The sequence below is a fragment of the Mannheimia granulomatis genome (assembly GCF_013377255.1).
Classification (GTDB): domain Bacteria; phylum Pseudomonadota; class Gammaproteobacteria; order Enterobacterales; family Pasteurellaceae; genus Mannheimia; species Mannheimia granulomatis.
The window spans coordinates 1,788,780-1,812,239 of sequence record NZ_CP016614.1; the positions used below are offsets into that span (position 1 = coordinate 1,788,780).

A 23,460-nucleotide genomic window follows, 5' to 3' on the forward strand; every position below is an offset into this window, starting at 1 on the left:
CTACAATCACGTATCATTTTAAGGGGATTTTAATGTATATCACTCGTGAAAAAATCGCAAAAACGCTTTTACTCGCAGGCATTACATTGATCTGTGCCGGAATTATTGCGGTTATTCTAATGGGCGTAAATCAATTTAAATTTGGCTCGCAACTTGCCAGCATCAACCAAGTATCCAATCTGTCACATTTATTGGTACGCCAACAAGCAAATCTTTTCTCCTTTTTGCTGGTGAAAAATGCTAAAACAGAAGAGTTAGCTGATGCGTTAGATAGCTTTGCTAAAGAAAATTTTATTATTGATGCTAATATCTACTCGCCCGCAGGCATGTTACTTGCCAGCAGCCAAAATGCAAAAAATTTAAAAACCTTACTACATTCTGATCAGGTAGAAAAAACACAGCAGATTGTAGAACCGATTTTCTCTCAACAAATGCTGGTAGGTTTTTTGCGAGTCACATTTGATGCACAATATGGACAAACAACCAAAGCCAGAGTTGAACAGCAATTCCACCAACTTTATGGTGAGATGATTATTTTGGTGTTAACCGGTATTTTATTGGCAGGTAGTTTTTATTACTACTTCCGCCGTAAAATTCACCACACTCATGCGGTTTCAAGACCGATACTGAATAAAACAAAAACACAAACACAGCGATTCCATTCTCGTCGCCGTTTGCTGCAACGGAAATAGTTAGCACTGAGAGAGATAAACGATTGTAATTTGAGCGAATAAGCGTATAATATCCGCCGTTTTTCGCCAAAAGGCAATAGCATAAAAAATAAAACTTAAAAGAGGAATAAATGGCTAAAGAAGATTGCATTGAGATGCAAGGTACAATTTTAGAAACCTTACCAAACACGATGTTTCGTGTGGAATTAGAAAATGGTCATGTAGTGACTGCACACATTTCAGGTAAAATGCGTAAAAACTATATCCGTATTTTAACCGGCGATAAAGTTACCGTTGAAATGACCCCATACGATTTAAGCAAAGCACGTATTATTTTCCGTGCAAGATAATTGGTTCGTATAAAAATAAAGGCAAACTACTAAGGTTTGCCTTTATTTTTTGCTTTTCTATTTTTCAGCTTTTTCAATAATCCCTTCCGCACAGGCAAAAGCCGATGACCAAGCCCATTGAAAGTTATAGCCACCGAGCCAGCCGGTAACATCTAGTACTTCGCCGATAAAATAAAGCCCTTCAACGTTTTTTGCTTCCATCGTTTTAGATGAGATAAAATCGGTATCAACGCCACCTTTTGTCACTTCAGCGGTACGATAACCTTCAGTGCCATTAGGCAAGAAATGCCAGTGGTGGATAAATTGGTCTAAAAACGCTAAATCAGCCTTGCTTAGCTGAGCGATAACTTTATCCGTAACTAAGTTTTGCACTAACCAAAGATCCACTAATTTTTTCGGAAAATAGCGACCTAATACGGTTTTTAGCTGTAATTTCGGCGAAGATTGGCGAAGTTCGCTTAAAATATCAATTATGGATTCTGATGGGAGCAAATCAATTTCTACCGTTTCGCCCAACTCCCAATAATTTGAGATCTGCAAAATCGCCGGCCCCGATAAACCACGGTGAGTAAACAGCATTTGATTGCTGAAACTTTTGCCGTTAGCTGAAACCATGATAGGAATCGAAATACCTGAAAGTTCAGCAAAATATTTATCACTCTCTTTCCACGTAAAAGGTACAAGGCTGGCACGAGATGAGATAACAGGAATTCCAAACTGTTCGGCGACTTGATAGCCAAAAGGGCTCGCCCCTAATGCCGGCATAGACAAACCACCTGTGGCAATCACTAAATTATCAGTTTGGAATTGTTCACTAGCGGTCGAAATTTGGAAAAAATTTGCAAATTTTTCCACAGAAATAACCGCTTGTCGGAGGAAAATCTCGACATTCCCTTTATCACACTCCGCCTTAAGTAAATCAACAATCTGCTCTGAGCTTTCGTCACAAAACAGCTGCCCCAGTTCTTTTTCGTGATAGCTGATTCCATAGGCTGCCACCAAGGAGATAAAATCCCATTGGGTATAACGAGAAAGCGCTGATTTTACAAAATGGCGGTTTTGGCTAAGGTAGTTCGCTGCACTCACCTCCATATTGGTGAAATTACAAAAGCCGCCACCGGACATTAAAATTTTCCGGCCAATTTTCTTGCCACTATCTAAAATCGCAACTTTCTTGCCGGCCTGCCCGAGTTGTGCCCCACAGAACAAGCCCGCAGCCCCTGCACCAATAATGACGACATCAAATTTTTGCATTAGAAATTAAGTACCTTATCCGCTTCAAACGTCCAATCTGCCAATTCAATTAAAGTGCCGATTTCTACCCCATCTGCAAGCGGTAAATCAGTTATGCCACGAGCATTGGTGCAAGTTTTACAGAGCTTCACCAGAGCGCCTTGAGCCGTTAGAATTTCAAGCATCTGCTGTAAATGATAACCTTCAGCCGGATTTTGTTTGGCAAGCCCGGCAGTGACTGCATCAGACATTAAAAACAGTTTGATTTCGGTACTGGTTTTATGTTGCTCTTGAATTTGTAACGCCAAGCGTAATGCACTGAAAAAAGATTCATTACCATAAGGAGCAGAATTAATGATGAAAAGCAGCTTTTGAATTGAATTTGACATGTTTTACCTCGGAATACACGAAACACACAGATAATTAAAAATTCCCTCCTCTACAGGAGGGATAACATGAAGAGTCTACCAAATTAATGAGCATCAGCCCAAATAAATTTCGTAATAAACAGTAAAGAAACCACTACAACAGAGAGATTAATTTCTTTCCAACGCCCTGTACAAGCTTTCATTATACAGTAGCTAATAAAGCCAAATGCAATTCCTTCCGTAATTGAGTAAGTAAATGGCATCATTGCTGTAGTAATAAAAGCCGGGGTTGCTTCAGTTAAATCATCCCATTTTACTTCAATGAGGCTAGATGCCATTAAAATCCCCACGAAAACTAATGCTCCAGCAGTCGCATAAGCCGGTACTAATCCTGCCAATGGAGAGAAGAAAATGGTTAATAGGAATAACACACCTACGACCACTGCAGTTAAGCCAGTGCGGCCGCCAACCGACACGCCTGAGCCACTTTCAATATAGGTAGAAATCGCCGAAGTGCCCATATAAGAACCCACCATAGCCGCCGTACTATCGACTAATAACGCCTGTTTCATTCTTGGGAAACGACCTTGCTCATCTGCAAAACCAGCTTTGGTTGTAACCGCAATTAACGTGCCTGATGAATCAAATAAATTCACTAACATAAATGAAAACATAATACCCAACAATGCCACATCAAAAGCACCGGCAATATCTACTTGACCTACAACAGCGCCTAAGCTTGGAGGCATAGAAACAATACCATTAAAGCTAACCGCAGGGTCAAATATCAATGCTAAGGCAGTTACCACTACAATAGAGACCAACACCCCTGAATGAATACCTTTAGCCGCAAGCACTACAATAATGAAGAAGCCTAAAATCCCCATCAGTACCTTTGGATCATGCAGATTTCCTAAAGTCACTAATGTATCTGGGTTTGCAACCACGATCCCCATATTTTTAAAGCCGATTAACGCTATAAACAAACCAATCCCAGCACCTATGCCAACTCGCAAACCTAGCGGAATTGATGACATAAACCAATAGCGAACCTGCAAGACAGTTAATAGGAATAAAGCAACAGAACCTAAGAAAATTGCTCCCATCCCCACCTGCCAAGAGTAGCCTAATTTTTGTACTACTACAAAGGCAAAGAAAGCATTTAATCCCATTGCCGGTGCCAGTGCAATCGGCAAGTTACTGAATAACCCCATCGCGATAGTACCAAATGCCGCAATTAAGCAAGTGGTGACGAACACTACCTGAGTATCCATTCCTGCTACACCAAGAATAGAAGGGTTTACAAATACAATATAAACCATGGTGAAAAAAGTGGTAATGCCCGCAACAATCTCGGTTTTCGCATTACTGCCCTTTGCTTTAAGCTGAAATAATTTTTCTAACATAAGACCTTCGGAACTTAATTAAATGAAATAACAACGCCCAAGCAATCGTTTGCTCGGGCGTTGATGATTTTTATCATGTAATCTGTTTTTTGGCAAGTAATTAATACTCTAAAACTGATTTTAGTAACTCAACTGCGAGGAAAGCTAAACTGAAACGCTGCTCATCCGTCACACTCCAAAACTGGATTTGATTTTCAGCTTTCACCAACAACTGGCTGGTTTCTAAAGCGTTTTCTTCCTCGTTTTCTCCGTTTTTAACCGCGGTAATCACTGAATCTTCGTTGAAGTTTATCCAATTTGACGCTTTCCACGTTTCACTTAAATTTTCCGCCTCTAATGAATATTCAGATTGCACCGACACCATTTGCGACACGCCGTAAAACACCGGTACTTGCACTGCGTGGAAAGTAGTACAAGCGGTCAAATTCGGCAAAACTTTTGCAAGTTGCAGTTCAAAGGCTTTTGAGAATGGGAGATTTTTCTCTTCCCCTTGTACATTTGCCGGCACCACATCGAAAGCGATTCGCTCGGCATTTTCATCAAATGGAATCCCATTTAACAAACGAGCGGTCTGCCCTGCCAGTTCTTTGACTTTATCATCGCCAAAATAGGCCGATGGTAAAAGCGAGGTTACAAAAATTTGCTTTAACGGCTGGTCTAACAGTGGCTTTAATGCCAAAGCCAGTTGTGACACTTGTGGATTGGCAAGGGCTACAATATTTCGCTCACGCAAATTTGCCACATCTTCATCATTCACACTAGGCACAACTACTGGCACATCACCGATTAACGCAGTAATGCCGTATAAATCCAAAATCACACAGCCTGCTTTTACCGCTTCAGCCAACACTTCCGCCTGAGCCATTTTGCCGGCAAAAAACACATGGGTAAATTCTGCCCAATTCACTTCATCTAGAGCATATTGAGCCACCGCTTTTGCCCCAAAACGTAAATTCTGATCCTCACCAAAAGGTTCTAGCTCGACAGCTGAAATGCTTTCAATAGATAAATCACTATTTTCTAATGCTTCAAGTAATTTTTCCGCTAACGTAAAATCACTGGCAATTGCTAAATGAATATTTGACACAGATGCTCCTTTTTCATTATCTGATAATTGAGGGAATTATATGCTAAAAAGCAGTAAGTTACATAAGCAATCGCACAAGCGGTCAAATTTTGCTGATTTTTTGCAAAGTTTAAATAAAAAAACACCGCTTGTTTTCACTGTGATTTACTTTTCAAATGAATGGATATTTGATATAGTTCATACCTTAAAAGTAGCTTCTCATTCTCATTAATGAGAAATAAAAAGAGGCAAAAGCCCAATATTAAAAAGAAATGGCAAAACAAGATTCAGATTGTATTACATTAGATCTGTTTGCGACGGTACCAAAAGTTGGGCGTCCTCGTACAAACCCTCTTGATAGAGAACAGCAAATTCGTATCAATAAACGTAACCAACTAAAGCGGGATAAGTCTTTTGGCTTAAAACGCGTGGAATTGAAATTACATTCGGATCTAGTACGGTTATTAGAGGAACAGGCGTCTGAACGTGGGGTTTCACGCGGACAGTTGATTGAAATAATTCTAAATAATTATATCAAAAATAGGTAGTTAAAATGGCAGTTGTAGGTTTATTTTACGGTAGCGATACAGGTAATACCGAAAATATTTCGAAGATGATTCAGAAGAAGTTAGGGGCTGAATTGATTGATATTCGAGATATTGCAAAAAGCACAAAAGAAGATATTGAAGCATACGATTTTCTGATGTTTGGTATCCCAACTTGGTATTATGGCGAATCTCAAGCAGATTGGGATGACTTTATGCCAACCCTTAAAGAGATCGATTTTAACGGTAAAGTTGTGGCTATCTTTGGCTGTGGTGACCAAGAAGATTACGCAGAATACTTCTGCGATGCGATGGGAACCATTCGTGATATTGTAGAACCAAACGGTGGAGTGATTGTTGGTCATTGGCCAACGGAAGGCTATACTTTCGAAGTTTCACAAGCATTAGTGGATGAAAATACTTTTGTCGGCTTATGTATTGATGAAGATCGCCAACCGGAATTAACTACAGAGCGTGTTAATAAATGGTGCGAACAATTAAGCGAAGAAATGTGTTTAGATCAATTAGCATAATTACTTTCAAGATAAATAGGTGACAGGTATGTCTGAAGCAAATATTAAACGTTTAAAAGATGTCGGCTTAAAAGTAACCGAACCTCGTTTAACTATCCTTGCGTTAATGCAGGATATTCGTGATGAGATGCAACATTTCTCAGCAGAAGATATTTATAAAATTCTGTTAGAAAAAGGCTCAGATATTGGTTTGGCAACCGTTTATCGTGTATTAAATCAATTTGAAGAAGCTAGTATATTAACGCGTCATAATTTTGATGCGAATAAAGCGGTATTTGAATTGAATATGAACCACGAGCACGATCATATTATTTGTATGGACTGTGGTAAAGTATTTGAATTTAAAGATCCGGATATGGAACGCCGCCAACGAGAGATTAGTGAAAAACACGGTATGGAATTAACTAATCACAGTTTATATCTCTATGGTAAATGCAGTAATTTATCAAACTGTGATGAGAAAAAATAATCTTTTCCTGCTATATTGATTAATCAGTTACCGAAGGTTCTTTGAGTCTTCGGTATTATTGTATATAGGTAACCCTAATTTTAAATGATTATGGAAGAAAATAAACAAGATGTCGTAGATGCCCAAATCAGGCCGCCTCGAAAAATATCCCCTTTTTGGATCTTACCTATTGTTGCCTTTATTATTGGGGTATTACTCTTTTTCCAAATTTTAAAAGAACAAGGCGAAACAATTACTATTCGATTTGCAAAAGGTGATGGTATTACAGCAGGTAAAACGGCTATTCGTTATCAAGGTTTGCAAATCGGACAGGTAAAGCGTGTTTATTTTGTTGATAATTTAAAAGAAGTTGAAGTCCAAGCTGAAATCAATCCTGAAGCCAGAAGCGTTTTACGAAAAGACACCAAATTTTGGCTAGTACATCCAAGTGCCTCTTTAGCCGGAGTCTCCGGTTTAGATGCTATTGTGTCTGGAAACTATATCACTCTTCTACCGGGTGAAGGCGAATCTGCTGACGAATTTATTGCGGAAGAAGATCCCCCAGCGATCACCGTAAGCGATGGTGATTTATTGATTCGCTTAATTTCCGATGATCTTGGCTCAATTACTGTCGGTGCAGGTGTTTATTTTCGCAAAGTGCCTGTCGGAAATATTGCCGATTATCGATTTACTAAAGACCAGAAGAAACTTGAAATTGATCTTGTCATCAATAAAAAATATGCTCATTTAGTCAAAAAAGATAGCCACTTTTGGAATATTAGCGGTATCTCAGCAGACATTAATTTACAGGGCATAAAAGTCAATATGGATAGCATTGCCTCTGTTGTGCAAGGTGCAGTAGCATTCGACTCTCCTGAAAATATGGAAGTTGCTGAGCAAGGGCAGAAATTTACGCTCTATTCAGATTTCAAAGCAGCGAAACGTGGAATTGAAGTCAAAGTCAAAATTCCTCATTCTGCCAACTTGAAAGTGAATGAAACAGGTGTTTTTTACCAAAACCTGCAAATTGGTACGCTCACTAAACTCATTTTGCCGAAAGCAATTGATAATATCACACAGCCAAATACGGAATTACAAAATACCCCGGTTGAGGGAATTTTATTAATCGACCCGAACCACGCTGATTTGTTACGTGCCGAAACGAAAATTTTACTCAAAGAGCCGCGGCTATCTTTAAATACCGAGCAACTCACTAAAGTAGGGGAGCTTTTACGGGGAAGCTACTTCGATATTCAAGCAGGAGAAGGAGAAGCTCAATATAATTTTACCGTACAAAATGAGGCAGATTATCTCCTTAGCTTACCGAATTTACTGGATATTAGCCTAACCTCCCCTCAAGCTTATGGTGTGGATATAGGACAAGGAATTTACTATAACGATATACAAATTGGTGAAATACTAAAGCGAAAATTAGATCTCGAAAATGTGCATTTTAGTGCCATTATCTATCCGAATTATCGCAATTTAATCGGCAGTAACAGTAAATTTGTTGCTATTTCCAATATGGATTTTTCCGTCGGCTTAGATGGATTAAGAGTTAATGCAGCCTCTCCTGCTGATTGGCTAAAAGGCGGTGTGCGCTTACTGGCAGATAAACCGGATGGAAAGCCTAAAAAACAGTACGCTCTTTATAAAGATCTTGAAAGTGCCGAATTAGGTATGACCAGTATTGATAAAACAGCCACAGTAAAACTTGCTGCTCAATCGTTGTCGGGAATCAGCGAAGGATCGGTAGTGTTATACCGGGATTTTCAAGTTGGTGAGGTCATAAAAATTACACCAAAACAGCAAAAATTTGATGTTGAATTATTTATACAGCCTAGCTACCGCCACTTATTGACAGATAAAAGCCGGTTCTGGATAGAACCAGCAATGGCAGTTGATGTTTCGATGAAAGGTGTCAATATTGCAGCCTCCCCTTTAATGAGAACATTAAAAGGAGCAATCAGCTTCGATAATGGCGGAAGCAAAGGAAATAAAACCCTTTATCAGAGCCAAGAAAAGGCTACTTCAGGCAATACTTATATTACGTTAATTGCCAAAGATGCGGCAAAACTGACTGAGGGAATGAACATCAAATATATGGGCTTAACTATCGGTCAGCTTGAAAAGCTTGAATTGCAAAATGCAAAAAAACAGATAAAAGCAACCGCTTACATCAACGGTCAATACTATCCGTTAATCGCCAAAGCCGGAACAAAGTTCAGCGTGATCGCCCCAGAAATCAGCACATCCGGTGTTAAAAATTTAGATGCTGCATTGCAAAATTATATTACTGTAGATATAGGCTCGGGCAAAGTACAAACTCAATTTGATCTCGCTGAGACCGATACGGTAAAAACGACCTATGCCAATGGTTTCCCAATTATTGTTGAAACAACCAATGCTAACGGTATCCAGCCAGAAGCCCCTGTGCTTTATCGCGGAATGGAAGTGGGTGTGGTCAGTCACCTAAGCTTAAGTGACTTAAACGATCGCGTTCTCATTCATCTTAAAATCAACAACAAATACAAGCACTTAGTCAGAACCAATACTCAATTCTGGCAAGCCAGTGGTTATACAATGGACATTAGCCTACAGGGTATGAGTATGAACTCAGGCACGATGTCGCAATTATTAAAAGGAGGGATTGAATTCTCAACCCCTTACACAACCGTGGTAAAGCCTCAAGCTCAGGCAAACCGCAGATTTTTCTTACAACGCAAAATTCCTGATGATGCTCCTGCTTGGGAGCAAGGCATTGCAGAGTAAGGCAATTATTATAGATGGAGTAAAAAATGCCTTTATTAGATAGTTTTAAAGTTGATCATACCAAAATGAATGCACCGGCGGTACGTGTAGCAAAAACCATGACTACCCCAAAAGGGGATACCATTACCGTCTTCGATTTACGTTTTTGTCGCCCGAATATTGAGATCCTACCGGTACGTGGTATTCACACCATGGAACATTTATTCGCCGGTTTTATGCGAGATCACCTAAACAGTGAGAATGTTGAAATTATTGATATTTCGCCAATGGGGTGCCGCACGGGGTTTTATATGTCTTTAATCGGATCACCTTCTGCAGAAGATGTCGTGAAAGCTTGGACAGCCTCAATGGAAGATGCGTTAAATAAAATCCCAACTGTGGATGCGATTCCAGAATTAAACGAATATCAATGTGGCTCTTATAAAGAACATTCATTAGAAGAAGCTCACCAAATTGCCCGTAATGTATTAAGTGCAGGCATAGGTGTCAATTTGAACGAAGATTTAGCGTTAGACGAGAAATTGTTAAATCCGTGATTTTGTAGAGGGAAATCATTATTTGCCCTATAAACACAAGCGGTCAATTTTTAGAGAAATTTTGCATTTTGGGGCAAATTGCTATTTGCCCCTACTTTTTTATACTCGGGAATCATTAGTTTATGTTTGAAAAACTCTTTAGATGGTTTGAGGCAAGGGTGGAAACCTACCCAAATGAAATGCCAAAAACACCAAAATCTGGACTCATTCCGTTTATTTTTGATGCCACAAAAGGAATACGGCTATACATTTTACTGCTCACTATCTTGGTTGCGGCAGTCGGTATTATTGAAGCAGTTCTCTTTCAATTTATGGGCGATTTGGTCGATTGGGTCAATAAATACTCTGCAGCCGAACTCTGGGCAGAAAAAGGCAGCACCATTATCACGATGTTCTTTACTGCCTTGCTCGCAGTGCTGTTCGTTTACCTTGCATCTAGCATTCGTTTTCAATCGCTGCAAGGCGTTTTCCCGATGCGTTTGCGTTGGAATTTCCATCGCTTAATGCTAGGGCAAAGTTTAGGTTTTTACCAAGACGAATTTGCAGGCAGAGTTTCTGCCAAAGTGATGCAAACTGCATTATCGGTGCGTGATGCGATTATGACCTGTGCCGATATGCTGGTTTATGTAATGGTTTATTTCGCTACCTCTAGCATTATCTTATTGCAATTAGACGGTTGGTTATTTATTCCGTTTATTTTATGGGTAATTGCTTTAGGCTGTACCATTCGTTATTTTGTGCCAAAATTGGCACAGGCAGCACAAGAGCAATCTGATGCCCGCAGCTTGATGACAGGACGCATTACCGATGCTTACTCTAATATCGCCACTGTAAAATTATTCTCTCATGGCAATCGTGAATCCGCTTATGCCAAAGAATCGATGGAAGAATTTATGGTTACCGTGCATAAACAAATGCGTTTGGTTACTGTAATTGAAACAGTAACTAATCTCATGTCTATGGTACTCATTATTTCAACGGCCGGTATCGGTTTATGGCTATGGGGAAATAACGTGGTCAGTGCAGGAGCAATTGCAACCTCAACAGCTCTTGCTCTACGTATTAAAGGTTTATCACAATGGATTATGTGGGAATTTGCTAGCCTATTTGAAAATTTAGGCACAGTGCAAGATGGTATGCTGACGCTTTCTAAGCCACATAATGTGGTCGATAAAGAAAATGCGCAAATACTAAGCGTAACCGAGGGAGAAATTAAATTTGAAAAGGTGGATTTTGCCTATGACCCAAGCAAGCCTCTCCTAAAGGATTTCAATCTCACTATTAAGCCAGGGGAGAAAGTGGGATTAGTAGGAAGAAGCGGAGCGGGTAAATCTACACTTACTAACCTACTCTTGCGTTTTTACGATATTCAAAGCGGTGTTGTCTCCATCGATGGACAAAATATTGCTAACATTACCCAAGAGAGCTTACGCTCACAAATTGGTTTGGTGACTCAAGACACTTCACTTTTACACCGCTCTGTAAGAGAAAATTTAATGTATGGTCGCCCAACTGCGACAGAAGAAGAGATGCTAAAAGCTGTAGAGCAAGCTGCTGCCGGCGAATTTATCCCACATCTTCAAGATGCCAAAGGTAGAACCGGCTTTGATGCCCATGTTGGCGAACGTGGTGTTAAACTTTCCGGTGGACAACGCCAACGGATTGCAATTGCTCGTGTTATGTTAAAAGATGCCCCAATTCTATTATTAGATGAGGCAACCAGTGCGTTAGATTCCGAAGTAGAAGTGGCTATTCAAGAAAACCTCACCAAACTAATGGAAGGTAAAACCGTGGTAGCAATCGCCCACCGCTTATCCACCATTATGGCGATGGATAGGCTTATCGTGTTAGACAAAGGCGAAATTGTCGAACAAGGCACACACGAAGAACTACTCGCCTACAACGGCGTTTATGCCCGTCTCTGGGCGCACCAAAGCGGTGGATTCCTGCCGGAAAACATGGATATCTAAACATAAATCTCATGTGATGCTTTAGTTCAAGCGGTCATTTTTTCAATAAAATTTACAAATTTTCGGCAAAAAATGACCGCTTGATCACCAATTAAAACCTGCTAAAAACAGACTTGAAACCTATCAAAATATTGACAAAAAATTTCAAGATTTATCCTGCTTTTTCAGGTATCATTATGGCTTTTAATAACAATAATTTTGGAGCAAATTGTGTCTGCCCTTTGGTCTGATTGCCTTAATCACTTACAAACTAAAGTCTCACCAACCGATTACAGTACTTGGTTGCGCCCTCTTCAAGCAAGTTCTGATAATGGGGAACTAACACTTTATGCTCAAAATCAATTTGTCGAAAATTGGGTTAAAGATAAATTCTTATCGGAAATTACCGAGCTGGCACGTTTTTTAGCTAAAAATGATAACTTAGTTGTGACACTCAAAGTAGGAATTAAGCCTAGCGAGCAGTCAAAACCGCTAAGCAATGTAAAAGAGGAAAATTCAGATTCCGTACATTCTGGTTTTAAAACAGGCTTAAACCCAAATCAAACCTTTGAAAACTTTGTTCAAGGTCGTTCAAACCAACTGGCAAAATTAGTAGCGCAACAAGTAGTAGATAACCTAGGCGAAAGCCACTGCAATCCACTCTCTTTTTATGCCGGCACCGGTTTAGGTAAAACACATTTACTTCATGCTATCGGTAATGAATTGATCAAACAAACACCTACTACACGTGTTTTATATATTCATCTTGAACGTTTTTATCGCGATATTATTAAAGCGATTAACAGCTCGAATAACGATGCGGAAAAAATCAAAAAATTCTATCGTTCGCTTGATGTGCTTATGATTGATGATATTCAATTTTTAGCAAACAAACCTAAGGTTCAAGAAGAGTTTTTACATTTATTAAATGCTTTGTTTGAGCAAAAAAAACAGATCATTCTAACTTCAGACGTATTGCCTAAAAATATTGATAAAATTGATACTGCGATTAAATCACGTCTAAGTGGTGGGATTAGTGCAACCATTGAGCCACCTGAGTTAGAAACCCGTGTTGCAATTCTCCGTCAAAAAGCAGCGGAACGGGGAGCAGATTTGCAAGAAGATGCCGCTTATTTAATGGGGCAAAAACTGCGTACTAATGTACGTGAGTTAGAAGGTGCATTAAACCGTGTAATTGCATGGCAAAAATTAACACTTCGCCCAATTACAGTTGATGCTGTACGGGAAACCTTACAAGATCTTTTTGCCTCTTTTGATTATCTCATTACCATTGAGAATATTCAGCGTATTGTGGCAGAATATTACAATATCAAAGTAGCAGATATTAAATCAAAAAGCCGAGCAAGAAGCATTGCCCGCCCTCGTCAAATGGCAATGGCATTAGCTAAAGAGTTAACAAACCATAGTTTGCCGGAAATTGGCCGAGAATTTGGCGGACGCGATCATACGACTGTACTGCACGCTTGCAAAACGATTAATGAACTGCGTGATGGCGAAAGCAATATCCAAGAAGATTATATAAATTTAACCCGCAAATTATCATCTTAATCTGTTAAGTATGAAGGAATAATTATGCAAATTACTATTACAAGAGAACAGCTACTCAAACCTTTACAACAAGCTTGTAGCGTATTAAGTAGCCGCCCAACCTTGCCTGTAATTAACAATCTTTTACTTGAAGTAGATGGCGATCGTCTATCTTTAACAGGCACTGATTTAGAAGTTGAATTAACTACCCAAGCTCAACTACTACAAGCGGTCGATTTTTCAGGAAAATTTACTATTCCTGCCAAAAAATTCTTAGACATCAGCAAAAGTTTACCGGATGATAGCGTACTTTCCGTACTTTTTGAGGAAGATAAAGCCATTATCAAAGCAGGACGTAGCAAGTTTAGTCTGGCGACATTACCTGCAAGCGACTACCCTAATTTAATGGACTGGAAACCGGAAGTCGATTTTTCTATTGAGCAATCAACCCTTGCCCGTTTAATTGAAGCAACACAATTTTCAATGGCAAACCAAGATGCCCGCTATTTCTTAAACGGCATGAAGTTTGAAACTGAAGGTAACTTATTACGCACAGTCGCAACAGACGGCCACCGCTTAGCAGTTTGCACGATGGCATTAAACCAAGAACTGCTCACCCATTCGGTGATAGTGCCTCGTAAAGCCGTACTTGAACTCTCTCGCCTGGTTTCTACAAGCGGAGAAACCGTACGCTTAGAAATCGGCTCCAGCAATATCCGCATTACGATGAATGGGATTGTCTTTACCTCGAAATTAATTGATGGTCGCTTCCCTGATTATCGTCGCGTATTGCCACGTAATGCAGATCGTATTTTAGAAGCCGATACAGAAACCTTAAAACGTGCTTTAATGCGTGCAGCCATCCTTTCAAATGAAAAATTTAGAGGTGTGCGTTTAACCTTAAGCAATAACTTGCTCAAAATTACCGCCAATAATCCTGAGCAGGAAGAAGCAGAAGAAACGATTGATGTGGCCTACGATAGCCCGGAAATGGAAGTCGGTTTTAACGTTAGCTACGTTTTAGACGTATTAAATACACTAAAATGCCAACGAGTACGTTTTAGCTTGGTGGACTCTAGCTCAAGCTGCTTAATTGAAGATTGCGATAACAGCTCTGCAGAATATGTGATTATGCCGATGAGGTTGTAATCCACTCTAAAAGTGAGTTAAATCAAGGGCTGCTTTTGATTACTTAATCAGAATCAGCCCTTTTTACTGTAACTGTATATCTATGCGAATACCTATAACTATTTTTGCCAATTTTAGTCATAAAAAAATCTGCCCCTAGTCGTTAGTTATTGAATCTAACTTTAGAAGCAGATCATTTAATTTCTGTTTTCCGTTTTATTATTCTATTTTAGCTTTTGCACCGACTACGCCAATCCAATTGCTATCTTTAGAATTATCATCTGTATACTTGACGTTTCCAGAAAGGATTTCACCATTTTTTCCATAAATGCCACCATCAAATTCACCAAACGCATTTCTACCTTCCCAAACTCGACCAAAGATTGTTCCGCTACCTTGCACATCAACAGTATGACTATTTAAGCTATCTTTTACTTCCCAGAACTCTCCATTTTGTCCAGTTAGATTAATTCCAATTTTTTTATCGCTGTGATTATAACGTGCAGATACATCTCCTTCTAAACTTTCAACTGGTTTTTGAGTATAGTGATAGTAGAATTTTCCGAAATATTCCATATCTTGACTAGGTAAAGTTTTCTGGCTCTCATCCATTTTGAGTAATGGCAAATTAACATATTCTGCCTCCTTTTCATCAGGATGATTTAAGCTTTGTTTCTCTTTAGAAAGCATCGCATGACCAAAGTAACCTAATAGGCGTCCGTCATTATCTGTTAAAGTTTCAATAGTATCTTTTTTATTATTTAACGTAATTGTTGATGCTACTGGCAACACTTTAACTTCCTCACCATCTAATTTAAGTGAGATCCAATTTCTCCAAGCATCATTAGGATCTAAACTATCAAAAATTTTTTGATTATCTAATTTATGCTCTGGTACTTGATTAGGTTGCTCTTGAACCTTTGGCTGTTCTTCAACTTTTGGTTGTTCCCGAACCTTTGGTTGCTCTTGAACTTTTGGTTGTTCCTGAACCTTTGGTTGCTCTTGAACTTTTGGCTGCTCTTGAACCTTTGGCTGTTCTTCAACCTTTGGCTGTTCTTCAACTTTTGGCTGTTCTTGAACCTTTGGTTGTTCCTGAACTTTTGGTTGTTCCTGAACTTGTGGTTGCTCTTGAACCTTTGGTTGTTCTTGAACCTTTGGTTGTTCTTGAACCTTTGGTTGTTCTTGAACCTTTGGTTGTTCCTGAACTTTTGGTTGCTTTTGGATATTAGCAGTACCAGGTTTTACTAGCTGCTCTGGTGATTGCACAGATTTTGCGGAACTACCGCTACCTCCACTACTACATCCCATTAGGATAAAAGTAGTAATTAAGCTAATACTTAATTTGGTTGAAAGTTTCATAGAATGCCTCTTGATTAAACACACAACATAAAAAAATAGGTATATTACCCATAAAAAATCTAGATATTTTAATATAGGGATATAACAGCAACATATCCGACCAATTCAAAACTTATATTTGTCCAAAAATCACAGCCTAAAATGACTAAATCTTATCCCTCCATGAAATAAGTAATAATAAAATACCAATCGATTTTATTTGATACAACTCTGTATTACTCTATTCATTTGCTAAGAAACTTTTAATAAGGATCAGAAAATAGACACATAAAGGATTATGTAACAGTTGAAGTAACTCACCTAGGTTATTTTGACTCATAAGAAATGTTATATATCGCTAATATTAATCTCTGGTACATAACAATAAAAAATCTGCACCTTAATTCATTGATTCTTTAGTTCAACTTTAGGGTGCAGATCATCGTCTATTGCTTCTATAAATTATTCAAACGTACATCAATTAAAATTTGCTCTTGAGGAGAAGCCACTGCTTTGGCTTGCTCATAAGCTGCTTTTGCTGCCTGAATATCTCCCTTAGCGACAAGAATATCACCGGTTAAGATCTGCTTACGTAACTCCCAAACTTTGTCTTGAACCTGTGTTAGCGTTGCAAGTGCGTCATCATAAGATTTTAACTGATAATCAAGTTGTGCTAAACGAAAGCGTGCAATAGTCTGTAAAGTCGGATCTTGGTTAGTCAATGCCGCTTGCAGAAGCGTTTTAGCCGCAGAAAAATCGCCTTTTTCCACTGCTTGTTTCGCGGCTTCTAACTGAGCAAAAGTCCCGTAACTTGAGTCTTTATTATCCGCAATAAACTTTTCAACAAGCGGTTGATTTTTGCTTGGATTTTGCAAATAGCTTTCCATTACATTTTGATATGTTGCGGAAGTTTGTTGCGCAGTTTGCAATTGATGATTTTTCCAGAAATTCCAACCAAAGCTGGCTGCACAAATTAAAATGATCGCAAGCAAAATCGGGGTGCCATTTTCTTTAAACCAGTTCTTTGCATCTTCAAATTGCTGCTCTTCAGTTTTATTTAAATATTCATTACTCATTTAATCTCTCCTTATCCGTTAGGGATAAATTCCCTCTTTAAAAACGCTTTGCTAACTCAGCAATTAAATCTGCCTGTAAAATGGTAATTTGCTCTGCGCCTGAACGTAAGTCTTTGATCACAACTTGTTTTTCAGCTACTTCGCTTTCCCCAATCACTAATGCAATTTTTGCTTCAACTTTATCAGCGCGTTTGAATTGTTTTTGGAATTTACCGCCCGAGCAGTGAGTCATCACGCGTAATTGAGGTAATTCACTGCGAATTTTCTCAGCAATTTGGAACGCATTAACCGTTGCGCCTTCGCCTGAGAATACCAGATAAACATCAACTGCTTTCGGTAAATCAATCTCTTTATTCACTTCTTGAACTAGCAACACCAGACGCTCTAAGCCCATTGCGAAACCAACACCTTGGGTTGCATGTCCGCCGAGCTGCTCGACTAAACCATCATAGCGACCACCGCCACACACTGTACCCTGTGAACCTAATGCTGATGTAACCCATTCAAATACCGTTTTGTTGTAATAATCTAATCCACGAACTAATTTTGGATTAATTTCATATGCAATGCCCATTGCATCTAATAATGCACACAATTGTGCAAAATGCTCACGGCTGTCATCATCTAAATAATCTAATAATTTAGGGGCATCATTTAATACCTCTTGCAAGGCTTCATTTTTAGTATCAAGAATACGTAACGGATTTTTTACTAAACGCTCTTTTTCTTCCTCACTCATTAAAGCGGTGTGATTTTCTAAAAATTTTACCAATGCCGAGCGATAATTCGCACGAGCCTCAAGCGAGCCGATTGAGTTAAGCTGAAGTGAAACATGCTTCTCTATCCCCAATTCTTTCCACAAACGTGCAGTTAAAATAATTAATTCTGCATCAATTTCCGGATTCGGAATACCAAATACTTCTACACCGGCTTGGTGAAACTGGCGGTAGCGGCCTTTTTGCGGACGTTCGTGTCTAAACATCGGCCCCATATACCATAAACGTTGCTCATTATTATAGATCCAACCGCGCTCAATTGCCGCACGCACGCAGCCTGCAGTACCTTCCGGACGTAGCGTTAATTGCTCATCGTTATCCCAGAAAGTGTACATCTCTTTAGAAACAACATCAGTAACCTCACCGATAGCACGGGCAAATAGAGGCGTGCTTTCTACAATCGGCATACGCACTTCCGCATACCCATAATTAGCTAATACATTACGTACCTTGCCCTCAACCCATTGCCATAAAGGGGACTCCGTTGGGGAACAGTCATTCATTCCACGAATTGCTTGAATTGTTTTTGCCACGTTATTTATCCTACTTGTTCAATATCTATACGATTATGTTGTTGTGCGACTCTCGCACGAATTTTTGCTTCCAGTTGGTCGATTAATTTATCGTTATCAAAGCGCTCTTTTTGGCGAATACCGTCTAAATAGAAACCACTCATTTTATTACTGCCGGTTACACCCAAATCGGAAATCAATGCTTCGCCCGGACCATTTACGACACAGCCGATGATCGACACATCCATTGGCGTAATAATATCCTCTAAACGCTGCTCTAAAGCATTAACCGTTGCAATCACATCTATTTCCTGACGGGAGCAGGTTGGACATGCGATAAAGTTAATACCACGAGAACGAATCCGCAGCGATTTTAAAATATCAAAACCCACTTTAATTTCTTCTACCGGATCAGCTGCAAGCGAAATACGTAATGTATCACCAATACCTTCTGCTAAAAGCAAGCCTAATCCAACTGCTGATTTAACCGAGCCAGCTCTTGCCCCCCCTGCTTCAGTAATACCTAAATGCAGAGGCTGCTCGATCTGCTTTGCAAGAAGTCGATAAGATTCGACCGCTAGAAATACATCTGAGGCTTTTACACTAACCTTAAATTGATCGAAGTTTAAACGATCTAAGTGATCAACATGACGTAAGGCAGATTCTAATAAAGCTTGCGGTGTCGGCTCACCATATTTTTCTTGTAGATCACGCTCAAGAGATCCTGCATTTACCCCGATACGAATTGGGATATTCTTATCTCTGGCACAATCAACCACTGCACGAATACGCTCTTCATTCCCGATATTACCCGGATTGATACGCAAACAATCCACTCCATATTCTGCCACTTTTAAAGCAATACGGTAATCAAAGTGAATATCAGCAACAAGCGGTACATTCACCTGCTGTTTAATAATTTTAAAAGCCTCTGCGGCATCCATGGTCGGTACAGAAACTCGCACAATATCTGCCCCAACACGCTCTAAAGCTTTGATTTGAGCAACCGTTGCTTCTACATCTGTTGTGCGAGTGTTCGTCATGGATTGAACCGTAATCGGTGCATCACCGCCAACAGGTACATTGCCGACATAGATTTTTTTCGATACACGGCGTTTAATAGGTGATTGATGTATCATATTCTCAAATAATAGTTAAAAATATATAAAGCAGAAAACGCTCGCCAAGAGAGCAATCTTCTTGCTAACTTGCCGTGCGTTTTTCATCTGATGAAATTATTGTAGTGGTAAACGAATACGTGCGACACGACCATCAATTTTTAATGGCACTTCCTGTCCCTTATAGTAAAGCTTCACATTCGCAGGAGCCCCGATAGTTAGGCGATATTGCTCATTATCATTAAAAGTTAAGGTTTCACCATTACTATAAAGCTTCTCAGCTAGTCGCTTATTTTTAGTACCGCGAACGGTAATCCAACTTTGTGAGCCGGTAATCTCAATACGTAGCTCATCATTACCAATTGCAGTTTGCTGTTGTTCTGTGGCTTGCGTTTGTGTACCTTCAGTTTGTGTATTCTGTAAAATATTTACCGTCTCACTTTGAGTAGCTTCCGTTGCTGCAGACACTTCATCTAATGAAGGTTTTACCTCTGTTGGAGCAACTACCTCAACTTTTTCCGTCAATGCAGGCTCTGTTGTAGCCGGAGCAATTTCAGATGTTGTCGCAGGCACAATCGGCTGTTGCACAGGAATAGATTGAGTTGTAGCTGCTGTTTCATTCAAAGCACCGACTGCTTCTACATTAATAGGAGCAGAATTTACTAGCTGTTCACGGTTTTCCTGATCTTTTTGATAACCCTGCCACCACCATAATAAAGTCATCCCTAATGCAGCCAACAACACTAAAATAGTTAAATATTTTAATGAGCGACCTTGCGAATTCGGAGACGGCTTAACCGGAGAAACCTTAGTAACTTCTTTTGGAATCGTTACTTCACCATAGTTTACACTCGAAATCAGCACCTCTGGCAGACGTAAAAATTTAACATAATTACGCACATAACCACGCACAAAGGTCGGGGCTACATTTTTTAAAATGAAAATATCATTCTCAAGCGATTCAATATGTGATTTTTTTAAGTTAGTTTTTAGTGCAACATCTGCAATTGAAAGATTTAACGCCTCACGAGCAGCCCTTAATTGTTGTCCTAAGGTTAATCCATCCCCATTTACATGAAGCTGTTCTTGCTGAGAATTAACTGATTTCATCATACAAAACTCTTTAAAATAAAATGTTAGAAATAAAAATTCAAAAATTATTCGGAAGTTTAAAGAGGTAATGCCTATTTTGCAATCTTCACAAGCAAAATTATTGAAATTTTCATTTTCAAGCGGTCATATTTAGCAAAAATTTTACACAAACGCGTGCCTTTAAAGCACATCTTTACTAGTGATATAAAGTGCGAGCATGATACGTAAATTTTACGTAAAATCTGACCGCTTGTAGAAAGCTAGTAAGAGGATAAAGCCACTTTTGCTGCTGCAATCGCTTCTGTCACCCGCTGTGGGTTAACACCGCCTTTAGCACAACGTTTTTCCAAGCAAGATTCTAATGATAGAATCGGGTAAACATCATCACCAATGCTTGGGTGAAATTGTTGGAATTCAGCAATGCTTAACACCTCAAGCGGCTCTTTCTTACTGATTGCATAAACAACAGCTTCACCCACAATATGGTGCGCTTCACGGAACGGCACACCTTTTGCAACCAGATAATCAGCCAATTCAGTTGCATTTGCATACCCTTGTTGAGCCGCTTCACGGGTACGTTCTGTATTAACCTGAATATCAACTAGAACAAGCTCTGCAATTTCCAAACACGCTTGCCAGGTTTCAAGAGCATCAAAAATACCTTCTTTGTCTTCTTGCATATCTTTGTTATAAGCGAGTGGCAAACCTTTTAAGATGGTTAATAAGCCGGTTAACGCACCGAATACCCGTCCTGATTTACCACGAATTAACTCACAAGCATCAGGGTTTTTCTTTTGTGGCATGAGAGAGGAACCTGAAGTGACACGATCGGACATTTCAAGGAAACCAGACTCACCGCTATTGAAAATTATCAAATCCTCAGCAAAACGAGATAAATGCACCATACTGATTGAGGCTGTCGAAAGCAATTCCAAAATATGATCACGGTCTGAAACACTGTCTAAACTGTTGCGAGTTGCCTCTTCAAAACCTAAATTACGAGCCAATAAATCACGGTCAATGCCGTAAGCCGTACCCGCTAAGGCGCCAGAACCAAGTGGGCAAGTACTCATACGTTTATTAGCATCACTTAAACGGCTGAAATCACGCTCAAGCATTTCGTAATATGCCATACACCAATGGGCAAAAGTGACCGGCTGGGCACGTTGTAAATGGGTGTAACCCGGCATAACAGAAGCTTGATTTTCCTCTGCCACCAACACCAAACGTTCTTGTAAAGCACGAATTCGCTCTTGTAACGCAACCGCTTGCACTTTACACCACATTTTAATGTCAACTGCAACTTGGTCATTACGGCTGCGACCGGTGTGTAATTTTTTCCCTAAATCACCCACTTTTTCAATTAGCTTTGACTCTACCCAGCTGTGAATATCTTCCGCATCATCTTTTAAAATAATTGCCAGATTAGATTCCACCTCTGCTCGTACTTCATTGAGTGCTGCAATTAATTTTTCTAATTCGTCTTCAGTTAAAATACCAACTGTAGTAATCGCTTTCGCCCAACCGATAGAACCTTCGATATCTTGGATTGCTAAACGATAGTCAAAGCGTAGCGAGTCATTAAAATATTTAAATTTTGCATCCGCTTGTTGTGTGAAACGTCCACCCCAAAGAGCCATATTTTTATTCCTTGTATATTGTGAAAATGAAAAAGGCGTTTTACCGCCTTAAACTGATGTTTATTCTGCATAAATATGCAAAATATTTCAATATTTATTTATGATAATTTTAATTGTGTCTCAATAATACCACCACCCAAGCAAACTTCACCTTGATAAAATACCGCAGACTGCCCCGGTGTAACTGCAATTTGTGGCTCATCAAATACCACTCGGATGCTTTCATCATCAATCACTTGAATTTCACACGGAATATCAGCTTGGCGATAGCGTGTTTTTACTGTACAACGTAAATTCTCACGCAACGGCTGCATATCCACCCAAGTGAGCTGTTTAGCGATTAAGCCGCTTGAAAGCAAAGCGGAATTATCGTGACCTTGAGCGACAATTAACACATTGTTAATCAGATCCTTTTCTACTACATAAAACGGATCTTCGCTTAAACCTTTTACCCCGCCAATACCTAGACCTTTACGCTGACCAAGAGTATGGTACATCAATCCATCGTGACGACCTACTACTTTGCCTTCAACGGTGCGAATTTCCCCCGGTTGAGCAGGTAAGTAACGAGCCAAAAAATCTTTAAATTTACGTTCGCCAATAAAACAAATACCGGTAGAATCTTTTTTCTTCGCAGTTGCTAACCCCAAATCTTCCGCAATAGCACGCACAATCGGTTTTTCAATTTCGCCCACCGGAAATAAACTCTGCCCGATCTGCTTTTTGTTTAATGCATAGAGAAAATAGCTTTGATCTTTATTCTCATCCAAACCACGCAATAATTTTGCATTTTCATCAAAGCTACGACGAACATAATGCCCTGTCGCAATATAATCTGCTCCTAAATCTTCTGCTGCATATTCCAAAAAAGCTTTAAATTTAATCTCTTTATTGCACAAAATGTCGGGGTTTGGCGTACGCCCTGCTTTGTATTCCGCTAGAAAATATTCAAATACATTGTCCCAATATTCCGCCGCAAAATTAATTTTATGTAGCTTCATTCCTAATTTATCGGCAACCGCTTGAGCATCAGCCAGATCTGCCGCGGCAGTACAATAATCGGTATCGTCATCTTCTTCCCAGTTTTTCATAAAGAGACCTTCCACTTGGTAACCTTGTTGTTGAAGAATAAAAGCAGACACCGAGGAATCCACTCCGCCGGACATGCCAATAATCACTTTTTTCTGACCGTTTTCGGCAAGCTGTTCAGCTGTCAATTTGGGGAAATGAGTTTGGTAAGTTTTTGAAGTTAATTGATTTGACATAATTCTCCCGTAACTTCGGTTAAGGCGAAGCACTTGGTTAATAATAAAAGTAACAAGCGGTCTGATTTGCAAAATTTTTTGCCAATTTTA

At 39.5% G+C, this 23,460-nt stretch carries 21 protein-coding genes; 10 read left to right on the forward strand and 11 right to left on the reverse strand.

All coding sequences use genetic code 11. The features are described 5' to 3' along the window. Positions 1-32: 32 nt before the first annotated feature. Both A6B41_RS08270 and infA read left to right on the forward strand, forming a co-directional pair. Positions 33-692, forward strand: coding sequence for a YtjB family periplasmic protein (locus A6B41_RS08270; protein WP_027074110.1), 660 nt, complete (start codon positions 33-35; stop codon positions 690-692). Between the two features lie 110 nt (positions 693-802). After that, complete coding sequence (gene infA / locus A6B41_RS08275; protein ID WP_005598198.1) at positions 803-1,021, forward strand: translation initiation factor IF-1; 219 nt, start codon at positions 803-805, stop codon at positions 1,019-1,021. 57 nt (positions 1,022-1,078) lie between these two features. On the opposite strand, the gene A6B41_RS08280 is transcribed toward infA, so the two are convergent. The 4 genes from A6B41_RS08280 to A6B41_RS08295 all read right to left on the reverse strand — a co-directional run bounded on the left by A6B41_RS08280 (position 1,079) and on the right by A6B41_RS08295 (position 5,115). After that, positions 1,079-2,275: a BaiN/RdsA family NAD(P)/FAD-dependent oxidoreductase gene (locus A6B41_RS08280; RefSeq protein ID WP_027074109.1), complete on the reverse strand. Its 1,197-nt coding sequence runs from the start codon at positions 2,273-2,275 to the stop codon at positions 1,079-1,081. Beyond that, entirely contained in the window at positions 2,275-2,631 is a 357-nt protein-coding gene (locus tag A6B41_RS08285) for a DsrE/DsrF/TusD sulfur relay family protein (protein ID WP_027074108.1), read from the reverse strand. The genes A6B41_RS08280 and A6B41_RS08285 overlap by 1 nt, the downstream gene beginning before the upstream one ends. 95 nt (positions 2,632-2,726) lie before the next feature. Next, positions 2,727-4,028, reverse strand: a complete 1,302-nt coding sequence (locus tag A6B41_RS08290; RefSeq protein ID WP_027074107.1) for an NCS2 family permease — start codon at positions 4,026-4,028, stop codon at positions 2,727-2,729. A gap of 100 nt (positions 4,029-4,128) precedes the next feature. Continuing rightward, on the reverse strand, positions 4,129-5,115 hold the full coding sequence (locus A6B41_RS08295; RefSeq protein ID WP_027074106.1) for an oxidoreductase: 987 nt from the start codon (positions 5,113-5,115) through the stop codon (positions 4,129-4,131). Between the two features lie 251 nt (positions 5,116-5,366). Between A6B41_RS08295 and ybfE the strand changes: the two genes are divergently transcribed. The 8 genes from ybfE (at position 5,367) to dnaN (ending at position 14,574) form a co-directional block, all read left to right on the forward strand. Next, the gene (ybfE, locus tag A6B41_RS08300) at positions 5,367-5,642 is read left to right on the forward strand and encodes a LexA regulated protein (protein ID WP_027074105.1); all 276 of its coding nucleotides are present in this window, start codon (positions 5,367-5,369) and stop codon (positions 5,640-5,642) included. A gap of 5 nt (positions 5,643-5,647) precedes the next feature. Continuing rightward, positions 5,648-6,172 (forward strand): flavodoxin FldA, encoded by a 525-nt coding sequence (gene fldA, locus A6B41_RS08305; protein WP_027074104.1) that lies wholly within the window; start codon positions 5,648-5,650, stop codon positions 6,170-6,172. Between the two features lie 28 nt (positions 6,173-6,200). Continuing rightward, complete coding sequence (gene fur, locus A6B41_RS08310) at positions 6,201-6,641, forward strand: ferric iron uptake transcriptional regulator (protein ID WP_027074103.1); 441 nt, start codon at positions 6,201-6,203, stop codon at positions 6,639-6,641. Positions 6,642-6,725: 84 nt separating this feature from the next. Next, a complete protein-coding gene (locus A6B41_RS08315; RefSeq protein ID WP_084493746.1) occupies positions 6,726-9,392 on the forward strand; it encodes a PqiB family protein in 2,667 nt (888 codons plus the stop codon). Between the two features lie 26 nt (positions 9,393-9,418). Further along, positions 9,419-9,928 (forward strand): S-ribosylhomocysteine lyase, encoded by a 510-nt coding sequence (gene luxS, locus A6B41_RS08320; protein WP_027074101.1) that lies wholly within the window; start codon positions 9,419-9,421, stop codon positions 9,926-9,928. Between the two features lie 122 nt (positions 9,929-10,050). Beyond that, the gene (locus A6B41_RS08325; protein ID WP_027074100.1) at positions 10,051-11,898 is read left to right on the forward strand and encodes an ABC transporter ATP-binding protein; all 1,848 of its coding nucleotides are present in this window, start codon (positions 10,051-10,053) and stop codon (positions 11,896-11,898) included. Between the two features lie 198 nt (positions 11,899-12,096). After that, on the forward strand, positions 12,097-13,446 hold the full coding sequence (gene dnaA / locus A6B41_RS08330; RefSeq protein WP_027074099.1) for a chromosomal replication initiator protein DnaA: 1,350 nt from the start codon (positions 12,097-12,099) through the stop codon (positions 13,444-13,446). Positions 13,447-13,470: 24 nt separating this feature from the next. Further along, entirely contained in the window at positions 13,471-14,574 is a 1,104-nt protein-coding gene (dnaN, locus tag A6B41_RS08335) for a DNA polymerase III subunit beta (RefSeq protein WP_027074098.1), read from the forward strand. Between the two features lie 198 nt (positions 14,575-14,772). Here the strand turns inward: dnaN and A6B41_RS08340 are convergent, their stop codons facing one another. From A6B41_RS08340 to mnmA, 7 genes are all read right to left on the reverse strand, one after another. Next, positions 14,773-15,912 (reverse strand): HupA family protein, encoded by a 1,140-nt coding sequence (locus tag A6B41_RS08340; protein WP_027074097.1) that lies wholly within the window; start codon positions 15,910-15,912, stop codon positions 14,773-14,775. A 434-nt stretch (positions 15,913-16,346) separates the two neighbouring features. Then, positions 16,347-16,967, reverse strand: coding sequence for a YfgM family protein (locus A6B41_RS08345; RefSeq protein ID WP_027074096.1), 621 nt, complete (start codon positions 16,965-16,967; stop codon positions 16,347-16,349). A 37-nt stretch (positions 16,968-17,004) separates the two neighbouring features. Then, a complete protein-coding gene (gene hisS, locus A6B41_RS08350) occupies positions 17,005-18,276 on the reverse strand; it encodes a histidine--tRNA ligase (protein ID WP_027074095.1) in 1,272 nt (423 codons plus the stop codon). 5 nt (positions 18,277-18,281) lie between these two features. Then, the gene (gene ispG, locus A6B41_RS08355) at positions 18,282-19,394 is read right to left on the reverse strand and encodes a flavodoxin-dependent (E)-4-hydroxy-3-methylbut-2-enyl-diphosphate synthase (RefSeq protein WP_027074094.1); all 1,113 of its coding nucleotides are present in this window, start codon (positions 19,392-19,394) and stop codon (positions 18,282-18,284) included. A gap of 96 nt (positions 19,395-19,490) precedes the next feature. Further along, positions 19,491-20,486 (reverse strand): RodZ domain-containing protein, encoded by a 996-nt coding sequence (locus tag A6B41_RS08360; RefSeq protein ID WP_027074093.1) that lies wholly within the window; start codon positions 20,484-20,486, stop codon positions 19,491-19,493. A 239-nt stretch (positions 20,487-20,725) separates the two neighbouring features. Then, positions 20,726-22,105 (reverse strand): argininosuccinate lyase, encoded by a 1,380-nt coding sequence (argH, locus tag A6B41_RS08365; RefSeq protein ID WP_027074092.1) that lies wholly within the window; start codon positions 22,103-22,105, stop codon positions 20,726-20,728. Positions 22,106-22,203: 98 nt separating this feature from the next. Next, entirely contained in the window at positions 22,204-23,370 is a 1,167-nt protein-coding gene (gene mnmA / locus A6B41_RS08370; RefSeq protein ID WP_027074091.1) for a tRNA 2-thiouridine(34) synthase MnmA, read from the reverse strand. Positions 23,371-23,460 lie beyond the last annotated feature (90 nt).

Excerpts from the sequence above, each read along its gene's own strand:
- A6B41_RS08270 (WP_027074110.1), top strand. The coding sequence starts at position 33 with ATGTATATCACTCGTGAAAAAATCGCAAAAACGCTTTTACTCGCAGGC.
- infA (WP_005598198.1), top strand. The coding sequence starts at position 803 with ATGGCTAAAGAAGATTGCATTGAGATGCAAGGTACAATTTTAGAAACC.
- A6B41_RS08280 (WP_027074109.1), bottom strand. The coding sequence starts at position 2,275 with ATGCAAAAATTTGATGTCGTCATTATTGGTGCAGGGGCTGCGGGCTTG.
- A6B41_RS08290 (WP_027074107.1), bottom strand. The coding sequence starts at position 4,028 with ATGTTAGAAAAATTATTTCAGCTTAAAGCAAAGGGCAGTAATGCGAAA.
- ybfE (WP_027074105.1), top strand. The coding sequence starts at position 5,367 with ATGGCAAAACAAGATTCAGATTGTATTACATTAGATCTGTTTGCGACG.
- fldA (WP_027074104.1), top strand. The coding sequence starts at position 5,648 with ATGGCAGTTGTAGGTTTATTTTACGGTAGCGATACAGGTAATACCGAA.
- fur (WP_027074103.1), top strand. The coding sequence starts at position 6,201 with ATGTCTGAAGCAAATATTAAACGTTTAAAAGATGTCGGCTTAAAAGTA.
- A6B41_RS08315 (WP_084493746.1), top strand. The coding sequence starts at position 6,726 with ATGATTATGGAAGAAAATAAACAAGATGTCGTAGATGCCCAAATCAGG.
- luxS (WP_027074101.1), top strand. The coding sequence starts at position 9,419 with ATGCCTTTATTAGATAGTTTTAAAGTTGATCATACCAAAATGAATGCA.
- A6B41_RS08325 (WP_027074100.1), top strand. The coding sequence starts at position 10,051 with ATGTTTGAAAAACTCTTTAGATGGTTTGAGGCAAGGGTGGAAACCTAC.
- dnaN (WP_027074098.1), top strand. The coding sequence starts at position 13,471 with ATGCAAATTACTATTACAAGAGAACAGCTACTCAAACCTTTACAACAA.
- A6B41_RS08340 (WP_027074097.1), bottom strand. The coding sequence starts at position 15,912 with ATGAAACTTTCAACCAAATTAAGTATTAGCTTAATTACTACTTTTATC.
- A6B41_RS08345 (WP_027074096.1), bottom strand. The coding sequence starts at position 16,967 with ATGAGTAATGAATATTTAAATAAAACTGAAGAGCAGCAATTTGAAGAT.
- ispG (WP_027074094.1), bottom strand. The coding sequence starts at position 19,394 with ATGATACATCAATCACCTATTAAACGCCGTGTATCGAAAAAAATCTAT.
- A6B41_RS08360 (WP_027074093.1), bottom strand. The coding sequence starts at position 20,486 with ATGATGAAATCAGTTAATTCTCAGCAAGAACAGCTTCATGTAAATGGG.
- argH (WP_027074092.1), bottom strand. The coding sequence starts at position 22,105 with ATGGCTCTTTGGGGTGGACGTTTCACACAACAAGCGGATGCAAAATTT.
- mnmA (WP_027074091.1), bottom strand. The coding sequence starts at position 23,370 with ATGTCAAATCAATTAACTTCAAAAACTTACCAAACTCATTTCCCCAAA.